General features: G+C 69.1%; 17 protein-coding genes. 10 read left to right on the top strand and 7 right to left on the bottom strand.

Annotated features, from left to right (window positions below; translation table 11 throughout):
* Positions 1 to 43: 43 nt before the first annotated feature.
* The 6 genes from FCN22_RS02745 to FCN22_RS02720 all read right to left on the bottom strand — a co-directional run bounded on the left by FCN22_RS02745 (position 44) and on the right by FCN22_RS02720 (position 7,943).
* Positions 44 to 787 (bottom strand): amino acid ABC transporter ATP-binding protein, encoded by a 744-nt coding sequence (locus tag FCN22_RS02745; protein ID WP_137119989.1) that lies wholly within the window; start codon positions 785 to 787, stop codon positions 44 to 46.
* 4 nt (positions 788 to 791) lie between these two features.
* Entirely contained in the window at positions 792 to 1,784 is a 993-nt protein-coding gene (locus FCN22_RS02740) for an amino acid ABC transporter permease (protein WP_162308114.1), read from the bottom strand.
* A 136-nt stretch (positions 1,785 to 1,920) separates the two neighbouring features.
* Complete coding sequence (locus tag FCN22_RS02735; RefSeq protein WP_137119987.1) at positions 1,921 to 2,808, bottom strand: ABC transporter substrate-binding protein; 888 nt, start codon at positions 2,806 to 2,808, stop codon at positions 1,921 to 1,923.
* 191 nt (positions 2,809 to 2,999) lie between these two features.
* A complete protein-coding gene (locus FCN22_RS02730; RefSeq protein ID WP_137119986.1) occupies positions 3,000 to 4,619 on the bottom strand; it encodes a thiamine pyrophosphate-binding protein in 1,620 nt (539 codons plus the stop codon).
* Between the two features lie 31 nt (positions 4,620 to 4,650).
* A complete protein-coding gene (locus tag FCN22_RS02725; RefSeq protein ID WP_137119985.1) occupies positions 4,651 to 5,802 on the bottom strand; it encodes an acyl-CoA dehydrogenase family protein in 1,152 nt (383 codons plus the stop codon).
* Positions 5,799 to 7,943, bottom strand: a complete 2,145-nt coding sequence (locus FCN22_RS02720; RefSeq protein ID WP_137119984.1) for an acetate--CoA ligase family protein — start codon at positions 7,941 to 7,943, stop codon at positions 5,799 to 5,801. Before FCN22_RS02720 ends, FCN22_RS02725 begins: the two co-directional genes overlap by 4 nt.
* Before the next feature lie 153 nt (positions 7,944 to 8,096).
* Here FCN22_RS02720 and FCN22_RS02715 point away from each other — a divergent pair, with 153 nt between their 5' ends.
* The 6 genes from FCN22_RS02715 to FCN22_RS02690 all read left to right on the top strand — a co-directional run bounded on the left by FCN22_RS02715 (position 8,097) and on the right by FCN22_RS02690 (position 14,845).
* The gene (locus tag FCN22_RS02715; protein WP_137119983.1) at positions 8,097 to 8,711 is read left to right on the top strand and encodes a TetR/AcrR family transcriptional regulator; all 615 of its coding nucleotides are present in this window, start codon (positions 8,097 to 8,099) and stop codon (positions 8,709 to 8,711) included.
* Positions 8,712 to 8,858: 147 nt separating this feature from the next.
* On the top strand, positions 8,859 to 10,079 hold the full coding sequence (locus FCN22_RS02710; RefSeq protein WP_137119982.1) for a Glu/Leu/Phe/Val dehydrogenase dimerization domain-containing protein: 1,221 nt from the start codon (positions 8,859 to 8,861) through the stop codon (positions 10,077 to 10,079).
* A 195-nt stretch (positions 10,080 to 10,274) separates the two neighbouring features.
* Entirely contained in the window at positions 10,275 to 11,000 is a 726-nt protein-coding gene (locus FCN22_RS02705; protein ID WP_137119981.1) for an SDR family oxidoreductase, read from the top strand.
* Between the two features lie 34 nt (positions 11,001 to 11,034).
* Positions 11,035 to 12,612 carry a phenylacetic acid degradation bifunctional protein PaaZ gene (gene paaZ / locus FCN22_RS02700; protein WP_137119980.1) on the top strand — a complete coding sequence of 526 codons (1,578 nt, stop codon included), beginning with the start codon at positions 11,035 to 11,037 and terminating at the stop codon, positions 12,610 to 12,612.
* 79 nt (positions 12,613 to 12,691) lie between these two features.
* Positions 12,692 to 14,170, top strand: coding sequence for a benzoyl-CoA 2,3-epoxidase subunit BoxB (gene boxB, locus FCN22_RS02695; protein ID WP_137119979.1), 1,479 nt, complete (start codon positions 12,692 to 12,694; stop codon positions 14,168 to 14,170).
* Between the two features lie 129 nt (positions 14,171 to 14,299).
* Entirely contained in the window at positions 14,300 to 14,845 is a 546-nt protein-coding gene (locus tag FCN22_RS02690; protein ID WP_137119978.1) for a GNAT family N-acetyltransferase, read from the top strand.
* A gap of 63 nt (positions 14,846 to 14,908) precedes the next feature.
* On the opposite strand, the gene FCN22_RS02685 is transcribed toward FCN22_RS02690, so the two are convergent.
* Positions 14,909 to 15,388, bottom strand: a complete 480-nt coding sequence (locus FCN22_RS02685; protein WP_137119977.1) for an Lrp/AsnC family transcriptional regulator — start codon at positions 15,386 to 15,388, stop codon at positions 14,909 to 14,911.
* A gap of 136 nt (positions 15,389 to 15,524) precedes the next feature.
* Here FCN22_RS02685 and FCN22_RS02680 point away from each other — a divergent pair, with 136 nt between their 5' ends.
* From FCN22_RS02680 to FCN22_RS02665, 4 genes are read left to right on the top strand one after another with little or no spacing between them, the layout of a single operon-like run.
* On the top strand, positions 15,525 to 16,871 hold the full coding sequence (locus FCN22_RS02680; protein WP_137119976.1) for a polyamine ABC transporter substrate-binding protein: 1,347 nt from the start codon (positions 15,525 to 15,527) through the stop codon (positions 16,869 to 16,871).
* A gap of 17 nt (positions 16,872 to 16,888) precedes the next feature.
* Positions 16,889 to 18,070: an ABC transporter ATP-binding protein gene (locus FCN22_RS02675; protein WP_137119975.1), complete on the top strand. Its 1,182-nt coding sequence runs from the start codon at positions 16,889 to 16,891 to the stop codon at positions 18,068 to 18,070.
* The gene (locus FCN22_RS02670; protein WP_137119974.1) at positions 18,070 to 18,936 is read left to right on the top strand and encodes an ABC transporter permease; all 867 of its coding nucleotides are present in this window, start codon (positions 18,070 to 18,072) and stop codon (positions 18,934 to 18,936) included. The genes FCN22_RS02675 and FCN22_RS02670 overlap by 1 nt, the downstream gene beginning before the upstream one ends.
* On the top strand, positions 18,933 to 19,778 hold the full coding sequence (locus tag FCN22_RS02665) for an ABC transporter permease (protein WP_137119973.1): 846 nt from the start codon (positions 18,933 to 18,935) through the stop codon (positions 19,776 to 19,778). Before FCN22_RS02670 ends, FCN22_RS02665 begins: the two co-directional genes overlap by 4 nt.
* Positions 19,779 to 19,786: the final 8 nt, after the last annotated feature.

Genomic DNA, 19,786 nt, shown 5'->3' with positions numbered 1-19,786 from the left:
CACGCGCTCAGCGCGTGCCCCAAGGCGTTTTCCGTTGTCGTGACTACAGGCGGCCGGACTTCACCACCCGGCTGAGGAACTGCTGGGTGCGCGGTTCCGTCGGGTTGTCGAAGATCTGCTCGGGCGGACCGTTCTCGCAGATCGAACCGCTGTCGAGGAAGCACACCTGGCTGGCGACTTCCCTGGCGAATCCCATTTCGTGCGTGGCCAAGAGCATGGTGAGTCCGCCGTGGGCGAGCTCCCGGACGATCTCGAGCACGTCACCGACGAGCTCCGGGTCGAGCGCTGCGGTGATCTCGTCGAGCAGCATCACCCGCGGTTCCATCGCCAGCGCGCGCACGATGGCGACGCGCTGCTGCTGCCCGCCGGAGAGCATGTCCGGATAGGCGCTCGACTTGTCCTGCATCCCGACCGAGGTCAGGAGGGTCATCGCCTTCTCCTTGGCCTCCTCCTTCGAGATGCCGACCACCCGGGTGGGGGCGAGCATGACATTCTCGAGCACGGACATGTGGGGGAACAGGTTGTAGCTCTGGAACACGATGCCGACGTCGCGTCGCAGCTTGTTGAGGTCGACCCCGGCTCCGGTGACGGTGTCACCGTCGATGTGGATCTCACCGCCGTTGACCTGCTCGAGCTGGTTGACGCAGCGCAGCAGGGTGGACTTGCCCGAGCCGGAGGCCCCGATCAGGCAGACCACTTCGTGCCGCTCGACATTGAGCGTGACGCCCTTGAGGACCTCGTTGTGGCCGAACGACTTGCGGACGTCCTCGATCTCCAGGAATGACATGGCCTCAGCCCCCTGCCCGCTTGGCGGCGTCACGGTTGATCAGGTGGTCGACGAAGCGTGCCTGCGGGATCGTGATGACGATGAAGAACACTGCCGCCAAGGTGACAGGTGAGAGGTTGAACAGCTTGCTCTCCCAGAGTTTGGTGACCAACAGGACTTCCGGAATGGCTGCGATCGACAGCAGCGCCGTGTCCTTTTGCAAACTGATGAAGTCATTCATCAACGGCGGGACCATCCGCCGCACGGCTTGTGGCACCAGCACCGCTCGCAACGTCTGCGCGTAGCTGAGACCGAGAGACCGGGCAGCGGCGCTCTGGCTGGGGTGGATGGAGGCCAGACCTGCACGGTAGACCTCGGCCACGTAGGCGGAATAGGTCAAGGTCAGCGCCACGACACCCATGAAGGCGGGGTTCCACCTCTGAGTGAAGGTGAAGGCCAAGGGAAGGCCAAAGACCACGAGCAAGACCGTGACGATCGCCGGAACCGCTCGGAAGACGTCGCAATACACCGTGGCGATGAGCCGCAGGGGTGCGCCGGCGCGGCCGGGCAACATGCGCATGATGGCCAGGATCAGTCCGAAGATCAGCACCAGCACGAAGGAGACGACAGCCACCCAGATGTTGATCCAGAAGGCCTGGATCGCTTCACCGAAGGACTGATGCCACGCGTCCGTGCGGAAGAAGGTCTCTGCGACTGCGCCGGAGTTGGTCAATCCCAACAGGAGTAGACCGGCGACGATGATGGCGGCAGCGCCGTAGCCAAGGCCGATCGTGGCGTCCTCGCGGCCACGAGCGGAGGCTCGGCGCGCCGCCACCAGCTCGTCGTTGTGGAGCAACCGGTTGCGCTTGGCCCCGCCCCGGAACCCCTGGATCGTCGGCCAGAGCGGATAGAGCGAGCCCAGCACCAAGATGATGGCCACGATGGTCGAGAAGATGCCGCCGTGGTTGTAATCGCGTAGCAGCAAGCCGGCAAACACCATCAGGGCGATGCCGACCACGTCGACGACCAGGGCAGTGACGGCCACACCCGTGACGCGTTGGGGCTGGCTCGGCGGCGGCGCCGGGAGCGTCTCTACCTCGACGAGGTCTGGTGTGCTCATCGAGCACACCAGACCTGCGTCGGTTCGTGAGGACTCACTTGACCTGCCACACCGGCACCGACGTGGGGTCGCCACCGAATGCCGGGCCGAGGTAGGTCTTGGACAGCTCCTTCAGGGTGCCGTCCTTGACCATGGTCTGGATGCCCTTGTCGAACTCCTTCTCGTTCTTGGAGCCCTTGGGGTAGATCGCGCCGTAGTGCTCACCGGTCTTGTACTGTCCGGCCACCTCGAGCTTGTCCCCAGTCTGCTTCGCCTCGGCCAGCACAATGGCTGTGTCCAACAGCGCGACATCTGACTGACCGGACAGGACGCTCTGGTACAGCGTCTGCGAGTCGGGGTAGATGTTCTGCGTCTTGCACTTCAGTTTGTCCTTCAAGAAGGGCACCGAGGTGGTTCCGGAGTAGGCAGCGCACCGCTTGCTCTTGATGTTGTCCGCGGTGATGCCAGCGCCCTTCTTGGTCAGCACGCCGATGTTGGAGTCGTAGTACGGAGTGGAGAAGTCCACCACCTTGGCGCGCTCCGGGGTGATCGAGATCTCCGCGAGCGCGAGGTCGAACTTGTTGGTGTGACCGGCGACCAACTGGTCGAACGACACGTTCTTGATGTCCAGTTTGGACAGGCCCGCCATGTTGGCCAGGTTGGCGGCCATGCAGTACTCGTAGCCGTCCTTGATCGAGTCGGCCGTGGTGCCGTTCCACCACCCCTGGGCCGGCAGGGTCGTCTCCACCGTCAGCGTGTCGGCCACGGCGGGCGTGATCTTGATGCTGTTGGCCTTGCTGGTGACCTTGCAGTTGCCGTAGTCGCCGCTCGAACCGCCAGAAGAACCGGAGCCGGATCCGGAGTTGTCGCCGGAGCCGCAGGCGGCGAGCGCCGTGGCCATGGCCACCGCGCTCACGAGTCCGAGAGTGCGCTTGAAGGTCATGTCGTGGGGTTCCTTCCCAGGGTCAACGGACCGAGCAGTTGAAGAAACAGTCGCCTGCTTCGCGTTCGGAGTCAAGGATATGGGCGGCAAGTGGGAAATATCGTTGCTTCCGCGTGATTTGCGGGGGGGGGGGCGCGCAGCTCATCCTCTGAAGGGAGGCGCTGGGCCTGGCCCGACCCATCATGTGACTTTCACACGACTCCGTCCTGCGTCGCGCGACTGTTTTCCGTGATGTGCAAGAGGGTCGGTCGATCCGCCGCGAACGCCTTTTCGACGGCCGGTGCGAGCTCGGCCGCGGAGCGGATGGCGAGACCATGGCACCCGAGTGCCCGCGCGGCCGCAGCAAAATCGACGCCGCCGAGCCGCACCGCCTCGATCGGGTCGCCGCGATCGGCCATCTCGTTGCGGATCTCGCCGTAGCCGCCGTTGTCGACGACCACGATCGGCAGGGACAGCCCGAGTGCGGCGGCCGTGGCCAGCTCGGGCAGGGTGAACATCGCGCCGCCGTCCCCGAGCAGCGCCAGGACGCGGGGACGACCCGGCGCCAGCGCCGCCCCGATGGCGGCGGGGAGGCCGAAGCCGAGGGTGCCGCCCCCCGTCGGGTAGAGGAAGCCGGCGGGCCGGCGCACCCGCACGCCGCTCAGTACCCCGTAGTAGCAGGACATGGTGCTGTCGCCCGCGATCACGGTGTCGTCGCCCACGACCGAGGAGAGCCCCTCGACGATGTCGCGCCACGGCTCTCCCTCGACCGCGGCATCCGCCCTCAGACCGGCGCGCGCCGCGGCAGCCCGTCCCGCATCGTCACCGGACGCGGTGTCGGAGTCCTCGCCGCCGAGCGCCGTGAGCAGCTGGTCGAGCACGACCGCGGCATCGCCCACCACCCGCATCGAGGGATTGCCGTTCGTGGTGATCGAGACGGCATCGATGTCCACGCGAACCAGCTTGTCGTCCAGCACCATCGGGCCGTTCCACAGGTCGGAGGGAGCCAGCTCGGTGCCGACTGCCAGCACCACGTCGGAGTGCTCCAGCAGCGACCGGACCGACGGGTGGTGCAGACCTGCTCCGACGGAGAGCGGGTGCGTCTCGTCCAGTACGCCCTTGCCGTTCGCGGTCGTCACCACAGGCGCGTCCAGGCGCTCCGCGACCCGACGCACCTGCCCCGCGGCGCTTCGGGCACCGCCACCGACGACGAGCGTCGGGCGCTGTGCGCCACGCAACCGCCGGGCCGCGGCGCCCACCGCTTCCGGGCGCGCCGAGGCCACGGCCGGCTCGATCGGGTCCACCAGCCGCACCTCGGCGCTGGCCTCGAGCAGGTCGAGCGGGATCTCCAGGTGCACGGGCCGTGGCCGTCCCGTCCGCATGGCGGCGAAGGCCTGGGCGACGGCGCCCGGGATCTCCTCGACGCTCCGGACGCGGTGGCTGTAGGCGACCAGCGCCTCGAGCGCGGCCTGCTGGTCCTTGACCTCGTGCAGCTCCCCGTTGCCGCGACCCGGGTGACCGGTCGGCATACCGGGGGAGACGAACAGCACGGGCACCGAGTCGGACCACGCCTGCGCGGCTGCCGCTGCCGCGTTGAGGATCGCAGGCCCCGTCGTGGTGAGGCACACCCCCGGTTTGCCGGAGACCCGGGCGTATCCGTCGGCGGCGTAGCCGGCTCCTTGCTCGTGGCGGGTGAGGACACACTGGATCCGCGAGCTCGCGAGCGCGGCGAACGCCGACAGGTTGTGGGTGCCGGGGATGCCGAACACCGTGTCCACGCCGTGGATCTCGAGTGCGGCGACGAGCGCTGCCCCTCCGTTGAGCTGGGTCATCATGCTCCTTCGTCGAATGGTGTCTAGTGGTTCAGGACAGGTTGCGCGAGATGACCAGACGCATGATGTCGGAGGTCCCCTCCTCGATCTCCTCGAGCTTGACGTCACGCATCCACTGCTCGACGGGGTACTCACGCGAGTAGCCCCAGCCGCCGAGGGTCTGCACGGCTGCATGGGTCACGAACATCGCCGTCTCCGAGGCCGTGAGCTTGGCCATCGCGGCGAGGCCGGTCGCCGACCCGCCCTCGTCGATCACCCGGGCGGCATGGTGCACCAGCAGCCGCGCCGCCTCGATCCGGGTTGCCATGTCGGCGAGCCGGAACGCGACGGCCTGGTGCTCGATGATGAGGCGCCCGAACTGCTTCCGGGTGCGGGCGTAGTCGAGGGCGTACTCGTAGGCCGCGCGGGCAGCCCCCACCGCGGCGGCGCCCAGGACGACACGGGAGATGTCGAAGGTGCTCATCAGCCCGTAGAAGCCCTGGCCCTCCTCGCCGAGCCGGTCGGACTCGGGCACGAAGACCTCGTCCAGGAAGACCTCCCGGCAGACGATCGCACGCTGGCCCATTTTGCGCATCGGTTGGCCGAACGTCATACCGGCGGCGTCCTTCCGCACCAGGAACGCCGAGACCCCGCCCGACCGCAGGCCCGCATCCGTTTTGGCGAAGATGACGTAGAGCTCGGCCGCGCCCGCGTTGGAGATCCATGCCTTCTGGCCGGTGAGGAGGTAGCCGTCGTCCACCCGGGTCGCGGTCGTGACGATCGACGCGGCGTCCGAACCCGCACCCGGCTCGGTGGTCGCGAGCGCGGTCAACGGGGCGTCCGGCCCCGTGAGGGGGGTGAGCCAGCGCCGCTTCTGGTCCTCGGTGCCGAGGGCCAGGATCGGGTCGGCGAAGAACCCGCCCGAGCAGACCAGGTTGCCGATCCCCGGGTCGCCCCAGCACAGCTCCTCCTGGACGAGGCACTGGGTGAAGACGTCGGTGAACCCGCCACCGCCGTAGGCCTCCGGGATCATGAAGTCGGTGATCCCGACCTTCGCGGCCTTGGCGAAGATGTCGACCGGAGTGACGACGTCGGCCTCGTCGACCTCCCGGCCGCGGGGCCGGATCTCCCTCTCGGCGAACTCCTTGCAGAGCGCGACGATCTGGGTCTGCTCGTCGGTCAGGGGCCATGCGGTGGTGCTCATGCTGTGACGTCCTCACTGTCTGGGGCGTAGCTGTCTTGGCTGAATCGGCTGTCTTGGCTGTCAGGGTGAAGCCGGCTGTCACGGCGAAGCTGGCTGTCGTGGGTTGGTATGACGAGCGCGTCGACCGGGAGCGCGCCGTGGGGCCCGACACGGACCGGGTTCAGCTCGATCTCGGCGAGGTCCGGCCGAGCCGCGATCAGCTGCGACAAGGCGACGACGAGCCGGGCCAGATGGACGGTGTCGACCGGCGGGCGGCCTCGCCAGCCGGCCAGCAGGGGCGCGCAGCGCAGGCGGGCGACCATGGCTTCCGCGGTGCCGCTGGGCACCGGAGCGCACTCGATCGCGGTGTCCTGCCAGACCTCGGTCTCGGTGCCGCCCAGGCCGACCACGACGACCGGACCGAGAGCCCGGTCCCTGCGGGCGCCGACGAGCATCTCCACGCAGCCGGGCCGGGTGTCCTGCCGCTCCACCACGTAGTCGCCCTCGCCGAGCCGGGCCCGCATCGACGCGAACGCCGCGAGCAGCGCCTCCTCGTCGCGGAGGCCGAGCAGCACCGCGTCCGCCTCGCTCTTGTGCTCGATCCACCCGGCCTTGAGGACGAACGGCGGGGTGAGTCGGGAGGCGGCCTCGCGCACCTGGTCGGGTGTGCGCGCGAGCCGGGCCGGCGGCATGGCGACCCCGACCGACCGCAGGAGCTCGCGGGCCGCCCAGTAACCGGGGCGGATCGGTGGCTCATCAGCCGGCAGAGGGAGATCCGTCGTCCCGGGCAGCTCGCAGCTCAGTGCCGCCAGGCCCGAGACCATCCGCACCGCGTCCTCGATGCGGCCGGTCGCGGGCACACCCTGACGCCACAGCGCCTCGGCGACCGCCCCGTCCGGAGCCATGGTGTGGACGACGACCGTCTTGTCGCGGCTGCGCGCCGTGGCCGCGATGCGGTCCGCGACCCCGAGCTCGTGGCTGGTCAGCGCCGGGTTGTCCGTGCCGTAGCGGCCGAAGTAGCCGGTGAGGACAGCAGTGTCGATCCCGGGATCGGCGAGGACGTCGTCCAGGACCGTTGCGTAGGTGGTGAGGTCCGCCTCCCCGCGACCGGCAAGGTCGACCGGGTTGTCGCGCGCAGCTCCCGCCGGGAGCCTGGACCCGAGCCTCGCGATGGCGGCCGCGCCCAGGTCGGGCACCGACAGGCCACCAGCGCTCGCGACGTCGGCCGCGACCCCGCACTGGCCACCGCTGTCGCCGACGATCGCCACGCGGCGCCCCGACCGCGTGCCGACGGCGAGGTACCCCCGTGCCACGTCCACCAGCTCGCTGGGGGTCCGCACGCGCAGCACGCCGGCGGCGCGGCAGGCCGCCTCGACCACGTCGGTGGTCGAGGTGAGCGACCCGGTGTGCGAGCGCGCCACCCGGGCGCTCGCCCTGCTGCCACCGATGGTGAGCAGGAGGGTCGGCTTGCCGGCCGCACGAAGCCGTCGGAGCGCCCCGAAGAGCGCCTCGCCGTCGGAGAAGCTCTCGAGGTAGAGCGCGACGAGCCGTGTCGACCGGTGGGTGGCCAGGTCGGCGAGCAACTCGGTGGCGCCGATGTCGCTCTGGTTGCCGATCGAGACGAACCTCGAGATGCCGATCCCGCCCCGGGCGCAGCGGATCACCAACTCGGAGCCGAGCTGCCCGCTCTGCGTCACGATCGCGAGGGGGCCGGGTGAGAAGTGGCCCCAGGCGAGCCGCAGGTGGCTGTCCGCGTCATACAGGCCGAGGCTGTTGCCGCCGAGCAGCCGCGCGCCGGCCCCCCGGATGCGCGCTGCGAGGCCCGACTCGTCGGGGATGCCGGCGGTGATGCCGAGGAATCCCCGGACCCCCAGGGCCATTCCGTCCTCCACGACGCACCCGACCTGGGCGGCGGGCACGCAGAGCGCGACCAGCTCGGGCGCTTCGGGGAGAGAGGCCAGGTCGGGGGCGCAGGAGGTGCCCAGCACGGTCGCTGCGGACCGGTTGACCAGGTGCACGGTGCGCCGCCCGGCGCCCTCCAGGGCTCCGGTGGCCAGCCAGTACCCCCACTTCGCGGGGTTGTCCGACGCGCCCACGACGGCGACGGAGGTCGGGTCGGTGAAGGCGTGCAGGTCCTGCGGGAGGTCTCGGGGGGAAGTCACGGGGGCACTCCCGGCGGCGCATCGATCCAGTAACTGACTGGCCAGTCAGTATCGATCCATGGTGAGGCCCTCGAGTGGCGCTGTCAAGACATCCGGCAGGGCCGGGGGTCGTTGCGGTGCGCGGCCGGTGTGGGTGTGACCTACGCTCATGCCGTGGCGAGACGGCGCAAGGACGCGGGAGTCCGGCGGGAGGAGATCCTGCGGGCCACGGCGAACGTGATCGAGCAGCGGGGGACAGCCCTGCTGCGGGTCGCGGACGTGGCGGCGGCGCTGGGGGTCAGCCCGGCGCTCGTCGTCTACCACTTCCAGACCAAGGACGCCCTCATCGCCGAGTCCCTGCGGTGGGCGGCGCAGCAGGACCTGGCGCGGCTCGCGAGCATGACCGACGGTATGACGTCCGCGCGCGACCGGTTGGTCGCCGCCCTGAAGTGGTACGCCCCGACGGGGAGTGCCAAGGGTTGGCGGCTGTGGATCGAGAACTGGGCGGCGGGGCTGCGGGATCCGGCGCTGCGTCAGGTGGGCCGGGAGATCGACCTGGTGTGGAAGGAGTCCTTGACGGCGACGATCCAGGAGGGCGTGGGGGCGGGGGAGTTCGTCACCGCCGACCCCCGGGGCGCTGCATGGCGGATCACCGCGCTGCTCGACGGGCTCGCCGTGCAGGCGATCGTGCACCGGGGCCTGGTCAGCCCGGAGGAGCTCACCGAGTGGACGATGCGGGCCGTCGCGACCGAGCTGGACCTGGACCCCTCCGTGCTCGCCACTCCCTGAGGCCGCCGAGCTTCCCCGGACTGCCCCCGGACTGCTCCGGGCTGCCGCGGAACCGCTGCGGCGGGCATCCTCGCTTGACACCAGCCGGCCTTTTACTGCATCGTCATTCAGTAATGAGAATCTGACTCTGCGCTCAGGAGGCCCGTCATGACCGGCACGCCACCAACCAGCATCGCCGCCGACGTGCATCGCGCGCCCCACCTGCAGGTCACCTGGACCGACCCGTTGACCGGTCGGCAGGGCCACGTGGTCATCGACCGGCTGGTCCGCGGTGTCGCCAGTGGGGGGCTGCGCATGCGAGCCGGCTGCACGCTGGCGGAGGTGCAGGGGCTCGCGGCCGGGATGACGCGCAAGGAGTCGCTGCACTACCTCCCGAGCAACAAGTACGTGCCCCTCGGCGGCGCCAAGGGTGGGATCGACTGTGACCCCGAGGACCCCGGCGCCCACGCCATGCTGGTGCGGTTCCTCGATGCGATGCGGGCGATCATCGACCATCACTGGACCACGGGGGAGGACCTCGGTCTGCGGCAGGACGACATCGACAAGGCGGTCGTGGAGGCCGGCCTGACCAGCTCGATCCAGGCCATCTACCCCTTGCTGGACGACCCCGACGAGGCGCGCCAGCGGCTGGCCGCGGCCTTCGGCATCGTGGTCGACGGTGTCAGCCTGCCCGAGCTGGTCGGCGGGCTCGGGGTCGCCGAGTCGGCCCTCACGGCACTGGAGTACCGCGGTGCGGACCCGGCGCGGTCTCGAGCCGTGGTCCAGGGCTTCGGCTCCATGGGCGGCGCGACCGCTCGTTACCTGGCGCAGGCGGGAGTCACCGTCGTCGGCCTCGCGGACGTGCGCGGCACCGTGGTCAACCCCGACGGCCTGGACGTCGAGCGCCTTCTCCTCAGTCGTGATCCCCTCGGCGGGATCGACCGCGGGCAGCTGTCGTCGCGTGACCGAGTCGTGTCCGCGGACGAATGGCTGGGCCTCGACTGCGACGTGCTCGTCCCGGCGGCCGTGTCCTACTGCATCACGCCGGACAACCAGGCTCGCGTCCGCGCTCGCTCCGTCGTCGAGGCGGCGAACATGCCCACCCTGCCCGAGGCGGAGGCGGCCCTCCGCGGCCGGGGCGTGGAAGTGATCCCCGACTTCGTGGCCAACTCGGCGACCAACGCCTGGTGGTGGTGGACGCTCTTCGGTGACATCGCGGCCGACGCGTCCGAGTCCGACGCCAAGGTGCGCACCTCGATGCGGCGCCTGGTGGACGAGATGCTCGACCAGGCGGACACGCACGGGACCACGCCGCGGGTGGCGGCGCAGGTCGTCGTGGACCGCAACCTCGCGGCGATCGAGGAGCGCTTCCCGTCGGTCGGCCACTGAAGCCCCCTCTCGCCCACACCCGTAGCTGCTGGGGAATCGCGTCACCCGTGACGCGATTCCCCTGCAACTACGGGAGAGGCGGGGGTGCTGGAGGCGGACCTGCGTGAGTCATCATTCGACAACTCATTGACGTCTCGCTGGAAGACTGTAGAGTATTGGACTCACGGCGTCGTCGACGATGGAAGTGAGTTGCTCATGAGCGTGCCCAGTGCACTGGTGCTCGGCGGAGGAGGCGGCATCGGCGCGGCGGTGAGCCGGCGCCTGGTCGTCGACCACGCGGTGACGGTCGGTTTCCACGAGAAGGCCGATCGCGCCAAGGCCCTGGTCGAGGAGCTGACCGGTGCCGGTGGCACGGCTCAGCTCGTGCAGTCCGACGCCACCACCGAGGCAGGCGTCGTCGCCGCCTTCGACGCGGCGGAAGAGCTCGGCGAGCTGCGCGTGGTCGTCCACTGCGTCGGCGGATGGGGCTACCCGCGGATCACCGATCTCACCGAGCAGCTGATCGACGAGGCGCTCGCCCTCAACCTCCGCTCCGCCCTGCTCGCGTTGCGCGAGTCGGCCCGGCGGGTCGTCGACGGTGGCCGGGTGGTCATGCTCTCGAGCGCCGCCGCCTCCATGGCGCCCAAACGGCAGAGCACGTATGCCGCGGCGAAAGCCGGCGTCGAGGCCGCGGCCCGCGTCGCGGCCAAGGAGGTCGGGGGGCGAGGGGTGACCGTCAACGTCATACGACCCGGGGCAACGGACACCGACACCCTCCGCGAGGGCACGTCGCCGAGGGCCATCGAGGTCCTGGCGGGCTCGAACGCCATGCGCAGACTGGGGACGCCAGAGGACATCGCCGCCGCGGTGATGACGCTGTGCGCCGAGGACTCCGGATGGATCACCGGCGCGGTCGTCGACGCCAACGGAGGACTGACATGACCGGGACAGACGTGCTCGACGAAGGGATCAGCTGATGACGACCGAGGTGCTCGAGAGCTGGGTCGCGGGGCGCTGGCAGGGCGGCTCGGGCGACGGCACGGTGGTGCGCGACGCGGTCACCGGCGACGAGGTCGTCCGCGTGACCAGCGACGGACTCGACCTGGCCGAGGTGGCCCGATATGCGCGGGAGGTCGGCGGCCCGGCGTTGCGCGCCCTCGACTTCGGCCAGCGGGCCGCTGTGCTCAAGCAGGTGGCGGCAATGTTGGACGAGCGCAAGGAGGAGCTCTACGAGCTGTCCGCGCGGGCCGGTTCCACCCGCCGTGACTCCGCTGTCGACGTCGACGGGGGGATCGGCACGACCTTCGTCTACTCCAGCCTGGGCCGCAAGGGACTGCCCGCGGGCCACGTCATCGTCGAGGGGCCGCCCGAGCCGCTGGGCAAGAACGGCACCTTCGCCGGTCAGCACGTCCTGACCTCCCCGCACGGGCTGGCGTTGCAGATCAACGCGTTCAACTTCCCGGTCTGGGGGATGCTCGAGAAGCTGGCGCCGGCGTTGCTCGCCGGTGTCCCGACCGTCGTCAAGCCGGCCACCCCGACCGCCTACGTCGCGGCCCGAGCCGTCCGGATCCTCGACGAGGCGGGGGTGCTGCCCGAAGGCGCTCTGCAGCTCGTGTGCGGGTCGCTCGGCGACTTCTTCGACCTGCTCGGAGGCCAGGACCACGTCGGGTTCACCGGCTCGGCGCACACCGCCGCCCTGTTGCGCAGCCATGCCGCGGTGACGAGCCGGTCGGCCCGGTTCAACGCCGAGGCCGACTCGCTCAACTGCTCGGTGCTGGGCCCTGACGCCACACCTGGCACACCCGAGTTCGACCTGTTCGTCAAGGAACTCGTGCGCGAGATGACCGTCAAGGCAGGCCAGAAGTGCACTGCGATCCGGCGTGCCCTCGTGCCCGCCGAGCAGCTTACGGCTGTTGCCGAGGCCGCGTCCGAGCGGCTCTCGAAGGTCGTCGTCGGTGCACCGGGCGCCGAGGGCGTCACCATGGGCGCGCTGGTCGGCCTCGAGCAGCGCGATGACGTCCGAGCCGCTGCCGGGGTCCTCGCGTCGGCGGGTCGTCTCGTCCACGGCGATCCCCATCGCGTCGACGTGGTGGGGGCGGACGCCGAGGCCGGTGCCTTCCTCGCGCCGCTGCTCGTGGAGGTCACCGACGCCGACCGGCCCGAGCCGCACGAGGTCGAGGCTTTCGGACCGGTGAGCACCCTGCTGCCCTACCGCGACACGCCCCAGCTGCTCGACCTGATCGCCCGTGGCGAGGGCTCGCTGGTCGGATCGGTGGTCTCCCACGACGCCGGTTTCGTGAGGGACGTCGTCCTCGGCGCCGCGCCCTTCCACGGCCGGCTGCTGGTCCTGGACCGGGACGACGCGGGCGAGAGCACCGGACACGGCATACCCATGCCCCAGCTGATGCACGGCGGGCCGGGACGCGCCGGTGGTGGCGAGGAGGAGGGCGGCCTGCGTGCCGTCCACGCCCACCTGCAGCGGACCGCCGTGCAGGCCGGTCCCCGGCAGCTCGCCGCGTTGTTCGCGGCGGAGGACCCTCAAGCTGAAAAATAGTCGACAAAGTCTTGGCAATAACGCCAAAGAAGTGTAGAACGTATAGCAGTGGCCCACACCCGACCCCAGGAGAGCCCTCATGTCCACCGATTCCCGCACTGGTGCCGCACCTGCCCCCAGCGGCCCGCTGAGCAAGATCGACTACACCGAGCGCATCCCCAACAATGTCAACCTGGCCGGCGACCGCCGGTTGCAGCGCGCCCTCGAGGGCTGGCAGCCGAAGTTCCTCGACTGGTGGAAGACGCTGGGGCCCGCGCTGCCCACCCAGGACGTCTACCTGCGCACCGCGATCGCCGTCGGCCGTGACGGTTGGGCGCACTTCGACCACGTGCCGATGGAGGAATACCGTTGGGGTATCTTCCTGGCCGAGCAGGACCCCGAGCGCCAGGTCGCCTTCGGCAAGCACAAGGGCGAGCCCGCGTGGCAGGAGGTGCCCGGTGAGCACCGGGCCGACCTGATGCGCCTCATCGTGATCCAGGGCGACACCGAGCCGGCGTCGGTCGAGCAGCAGCGCATCCTGGGCAACACCGCCCCGAGCATCTACGACCTGCGCAACCTGTTCCAGGTCAACGTCGAGGAGGGTCGGCACCTGTGGGCGATGGTCTACCTGCTGCACGCCTACTTCGGCCGCGAGGGCCGGCAGGAGGCCGAGCAGCTGCTCAAGCGCAACTCGGGTGACCTGGACAGCCCACGGATCCTCGGCGCGTTCAACGAGGAGACCACCGACTGGCTGCAGTTCTTCATGTTCACCTACTTCACCGACCGGGACGGCAAGTACCAGCTCGGCACGCTCAAGGAGTCGGCGTTCGACCCGCTGGCGCGCACCTGTGAGTTCATGCTCAAGGAGGAGGCCCACCACATGTTCGTGGGCACCACCGGGGTGCAGCGCACGGTCGAGCGCACGGCCGAGCTGATGAAGGAGTACGGCACCGACGACATCTGGGAGCACGGTGGCATCCCGCTCTCGGTGATCCAGAAGTACCTCAACTTCCAGTTCTCGGTGTCCATGGACCTGTTCGGCTCCGAGCAGTCGACCAACGCGGGCAACTACTACACCTCGGGCCTCAAGGGCCGGTGGATGGAGAAGCGCCGCAAGGACGACCACGTGCTGCTCGATGACACGCGCGAGATGAACTACGTCGAGGACGGCGAGATCCGGTCCAAGACGGTGCCGATGCTCAGCGCGCTCAACCTCGACCTGCGCGACGAATACGTCGCCGACTGCGCCAACGGCGTGCGCCGGTGGAACCAGGCACTCGAGGACGCCGGCCTCGAGGAGCGGCTCCTGCTGCCGCACGAGGGCTTCAACCGGGCGGTCGGCAACTACGCGGGTCACCACGTCAGCCCCACCGGCGAGGTGCTCGACGACGAGGCCTGGGAGGCCCAGAAGGACCAGTGGGTGCCCAGCTCGGAGGACCGGCGCAAGGTCGCGGCCCTGATGGTGCCGGAGTACGAGTACGGCAAGTTCGCCGGTTGGATCGCCCCGCCGCAGACCGGGATCAACGACCAGCCGGTCGAGTTCGACTACGTCCACCTGGCCGAAGAGGGCCTTTCCTGACCCTGTCCCGTAGGGCGTGACAGTGACAGACTGCGATCGTCGCCGAAATGTCACGCCGGTCCTCGCTCGTGCCTCACGCGGTACGTCGCGGGGGCCCTCCACGCCATACGGTCCTCCAAGGAGCACACCATGAGCTTGACCTGGTCCCGTGAGGACAGCCCCACCTGGGACGACGCGAAGCAGCGAATCATCGGCGGCGCGCCGCGGGGCGCCCTCAACGTGGACTTCCGCCCGGGACAGGACCTGCCCGGCGACTGGTTCGTCGCGTCCGAGGAGGGCAAGCCAGTCGGCTACGGCTGGCTCGACTCGACGTGGGGCGGTGACACCGAGATCCTGCTGGCCGTCGATCCAGAGCGGCAGCAGGCTGGGGTGGGCAGCTTCGTGCTGGCGAACATCGAGCGGGAGGCGGCGAGGCGCGGCACCAACTACGTCTACAACACGGTGCGCGACACCCACCCTGACCGCGACGCGGTCCACGACTGGCTGCTCGTGCGCGGCTACGAGGGCAACGAGAACGACGCCTCGCTCCGCAAGCGGGTGACCGGTGCCGACGAGGCTCCCGCCACCCCGGCGCCTGCCGCGACGTCGTCCGCTTCGGGCGAGGCCCCTGAGGGTCGCCCGCCCGGTCACGAGGAGAGCGGCGGCTACGTCAACATCGAGGACCACCAGTACTGAGCCGCGGCCGGAAACTGAGCGGCGACGACAGCGCGAATCGCGGCTGACGCGGCCCGCGAGGGATCAGCGGACGCCCCAGGAGTAGGTCTGCTTGCACAGCTTGAGGTAGACGAACGACTCGGTGGTGCGGACGCCCTCGATCGAGCGGATCCGATGGGAGATCAGCTCGAGCAGCTGGTCGTCGCTCTCGCAGACGACCTCGACCAGGACGTCGAACGATCCAGCGGTGATCGTCACGTAGTCGACCTCGGGGATCTCCGCGAGAGCGTCGGCGACCGGCCCCAGGTCACCGTCGGCACGGATGCCGATCATCGCCTGCCGTGCGAAGCCGAGCTGCATCGGGTCGGTGACCGCCACGATCTGGATCGCCCCGCTGTCCAGCAGCCGCTGGACTCGTTGCCGCACCGCGGCTTCCGACAGTCCCACGGCACGGCCGATGGCCGAGTAGGACCGGCGTCCGTCCTGCTGCAGCTCGGCGATGATCGCCTTCGAGACGTCGTCGAGGAGTGAGCCGGGGGGTGCCTCTCCGTCGGCGCGGGTCATCGCGCGGGCCGCCTCGGGCGGTCGCGCCGGTGGAGTCGCTTGACAACTAAATTCATCACAAGATCGGCAGAACCCTAGCGGAATCCGTTGCGGATGGGTACGTTGACGGCGTAATCCTGCGGAGAGGTGCACGACCATGCTGCCGAGCAATGAAAACGAACCGTCCCGGGGAACCGATCCCGCGCTGTGGCGTGGGCTCACCCAGCAGAGAGTCAGCCGCCGAGCCGTCTTTCGGATGACGGCCGCGGGGGCCGCCGCACTTGGCGCCGGGGCAGTGCTGTCGGCGTGCGGCGTGAGCGGTCAGGCGCCGGCGAGCGACGAGACCGGAGGCACGGGAGGCACGGGGGCCACCGGTGGCACGGGCGGCACGGGTGGCGCGACGGCCGGTGAGGACGCGGTCACGAAGTACTGGTCCGGCAAGAAGAAGACCGGAAAGCTCACCTGGGCCAACTGGCCGCTCTACCTCGACACCGCCGAAGGCAACAAGGGCAAGCACCCCTCGCTCGAGCTGTTCGAGAAGCGGACCGGCATCAAGGTGGCCTATCGCGAGGACATCCAGGACAACCCCTCCTTCTTCGCCAAGATCCGTCCGACCCTCGCCGCGGGGCAGAGCACCGGCTACGACATCGCGGTGATCTCCGACGGGCAGGTCCTCAGCCGGATGATCCAGCTCGGCTACCTGGTGCCTCTCGACCACGACCGGCTGCCCAACTTCGCCAAGTACGCGGGCGCGAAGTACAAGGACCCGACCTACGACCCGGGCAACACCTACACCATTCCCTACCAGGCGGGTTTCAGCGGACTCGCCTACAACCCCGCCAAGACGAGGCGCAAGATCACCAGTTTCGACGATCTGCTGGATCCCGCCTTCAAGGGCAAGATCGGCATGTTCGGTGACGCTGAGGAGCTCGGCAACGCCGCCATGTTCGCGCTCGGCATCGACGCGAAGACCTCGACCGAGGACGACTGGAAGAAGGCCGCCGAGTGGCTGGAGAAGGTCAAGCCCAACGTCCGCAAGTTCTATGAGCAGGACTACGTCGAGGCGCTGGCCAACGGGGACATCTGGGTGTGCCAGGCATGGTCGGGCGACATCTTCCAGAGCAACCTGTCCGGGACCAAGCTGGAGTTCGTGATCCCGAAGGAGGGCGCCCTGCTGTGGACCGACAACTTCCTGATCCTCAAGTATGCCGAGAACCCGGTCGACGCCCTGATGCTGATGGACTTCTACTACGAGCCCAAGGTCGCCGCCATGGTGGCCGAGTGGGTCAACTACATCACCCCTGTGCCCTCGGCCAAGGACATCGTGCTCGCCGACGCGAAGAAGTCGAAGGGCGATGACGCGACATACCTGCGCGACCTCGCCAAGAGCTACGCGGTCTTCCCCAGCGACAAGACCTATGGCCAGGTGTCCACCGGGCGCACGCTGAAGCTGGACGAGATCGACGCGTTCAACGCGGTCTTCGATCCGATCTTCCAGTCCTGACCTGTGGAGGGCGCCTGATGGAGACACCGGCCACCCAACACGCCCCGGGAGCGGCGAGGCCCTCCGCCTCGAGACCGTCCGCGGCGATCGAGCTGGCCGGGGTGGGCAAAACCTACGCCGCGCGACGAGGTGAAGGCTTCCGCGCGGTCGAGCGACTCGACCTGACCATCGAGTCGGGAGAGTTCTTCTCACTGTTGGGGCCGTCCGGCTGCGGCAAGACGACGACGCTTCGGATGATCGCCGGGTTCGAGGAGCCGACCGAGGGCGCCGTCCTGCTCTACGGCCGCGACGTCACGGACACCCCGCCGAACAAGCGGGACGTCAACATGGTGTTCCAGAGCTACGCGCTGTTTCCCCACATGGACATCTTCGCCAACGTCGCGTTCGGCCTGCGCCGGCACAAGGTCCCGAAGCCCGAGATCGCCGAACGGGTCCGGGAGACCCTGGAGCTGGTGGAGCTCACCGGCATGGAACAGCGCCGACCCTCGCAGATGTCCGGTGGCCAGCGGCAGCGCGTGGCGCTGGCCCGAGCGCTGGTCAACCGCCCCCGGGCGCTGCTGCTCGACGAACCCCTGGGCGCCCTCGACCTCAAGCTGCGCCAGTCGATGCAGATCGAGCTCAAGCGGATCCAGCAGGAGGTGGGCATCACCTTCGTCTACGTGACCCATGACCAGGGCGAGGCCCTGACCATGTCAGACCGGGTCGCCGTGATGAACGCCGGCCGGATCGAGCAGCTCGGGACGCCACGCGAGATCTATGAACAGCCGGCGACCCGCTTCACGGCCGGCTTCATCGGCACCTCCAACATCCTCACCGGCCGGGTCGCCAGGATGGTGGATGGTATGGCGTTGCTCGACTTCGGCGCGGACGGACGCGTCCTGGTCGCGGCGCCGGACGCGTCACCGGGAGATGCGCTCGAGCTCACCGTGCGGCCCGAGAAGATCGAGCTGGCGGCCCGGGCACCGGACCAGGGCTGCTCGTTGAGGGGGACGATCAAGGCGGTCGTCTACCAAGGGACGTCCACCAGCTACACCGTGACCACCGCCACCGGAGCCGACGTGGTGGTCTTCCTGCAGAACGCCGCGAGCTCCGAGAGCGCCGCGGCGCAGGGGCAGGCCGTCTGGCTGACCTGGCGGGTCGAGCACTCCTACGCGTTGACCGGCGAACCGCACCACGCGGCACCGGTGTCGAGGCCCTGATGGGGCGCCGGCTGAGGGCGACGCTCACGCCATACGCGTTGATCCTGCCCGGTGGCCTCTGGATCGCGATCTTCTTCGTCGTCCCCATCGTGGCGATGTTGAGCATCTCGACCATGAGCGGGAACCTGATCAGCGGCTTCTCGCAGACTTTCGACGTGGGCAACTACGCCGACATGCTGTCCGCCTACCACTCGCAGTTCTTCAGGTCGGTTGTCTACGGTGTCATCACGACGGTCGCCACGATCATCATCAGCTATCCGATGGCCTACTGGATCTCGTTCCACGGCGGCAACCGCAAGGCGGTCTACCTCTTCCTGCTGCTCCTGCCGTTCTTCGTGACCTTCGTGCTGCGCACGCTCGCGTGGAAGTTCCTCCTGTCCGACGACGGCCTCCTGCTCGGGCCGTTGCGCGACCTGGGCCTGTTGCCAGGCGACTTCCACGTGCTCGCAACAAGTTTCGCGGTGATCGCGAGCCTGACCTACTACTCGGTGCCCTTCATGGTGCTGCCGATCTACGTCGGGCTGGAGCGGATCAACCGCGAGGTGCTGGAAGCGTCGAGCGACCTGTTCGCCAGCAAGACGCAGACGTTCCTGCGGGTGGTGCTGCCGCTGTCGATCCCGGGGGTCTTCGCCGGCGTGCTGCTGACCTTCGTGCCGGTGACCTCCGACTACATCAGCGCCTCCATCCTCGGCGGCACCGGCCAGGTGATGATCGGCAACATCATCCAGACTCTCTACATCTCCAACAGCCAGTATCCCCAGGCTGCTGCGCTCTCGTTCGTGCTCATGGCGGCCCTGCTGATCGGCATCTTCGCCTACGCCAAGGCGCTCGGCACCGAGGACGTCATGGAGGTGAGCGCCGGATGACCGCCGCGACGGCCGAGCGCACGCGCGGCGAGGACCCGGCCGCCGAGCCGCGTCCGAGTCGCAGGCCCCGGGGCAAGGGCCGCCTCCTACGCGTCTACACCTGGCTGATCCTGGCGTGGATGTTCCTGCCGATCGTCGTGATGGCGGCGTTCGGGTTCAACGACACCCAGAGCCGGTTCAACTTCCGCTGGCAGGGGTTCACCTTCAAGTGGTGGCAGAACGTCTTCGCCATCCCGAACCTCACCGAGGCACTGGTCAACTCGTTCACGATCGCCATCGTCGTGACCATCTGCGCGGTGCTCCTGGGCACCCCGATGGGCGTGGCCCTCGCGCGCTACCGCTACCGGGGGCACGGCCTGACCGACCTGGTGCTCTTCGCCAACATCGCGGCGCCGGAGATCGGCCTGGGCGCCGCGCTGCTGTCGCTCTACATCACCGTCGGGCTGCCTCGCGGCTACTGGACCATCGTCATCGCGCACGTGATGTTCACCATCCCGTTCGTGGCGATCACCGTGCGTGCCCGGATGGCGGGCATGGACGGAGCGACGGAGGAGGCCGCCCGTGACCTGGGGGCCGGTGCGTTCACCACCTTCCGCCTGGTGACGCTGCCGCAGATCGTGCCGGGTGTGGCGGCCGGTGGGCTGCTCGCCTTCGCGCTGTCCATCGACGACTTCATCATCACCCAGTTCACCGCTGGGCAGACCCTCACCTTCCCGCTGTGGGTGTGGGGTGCGAGCAGGCTCGGCGTGCCGCCCCAGGCGGACGTGATGGGCACGATCATCTTCCTGGTCGGCGTGCTGCTGGCTGTGGTCGGTTCGCTGGCCCTGCGCCGCCGCCCCTGACCCCTGCG

This window comes from Segeticoccus rhizosphaerae (genome assembly GCF_005222685.1).
In the GTDB taxonomy this organism is placed as follows: Bacteria; Actinomycetota; Actinomycetes; order Actinomycetales; family Dermatophilaceae; genus Segeticoccus; species Segeticoccus rhizosphaerae.
This window is presented reverse-complemented; position numbering and strand designations above follow the sequence as displayed.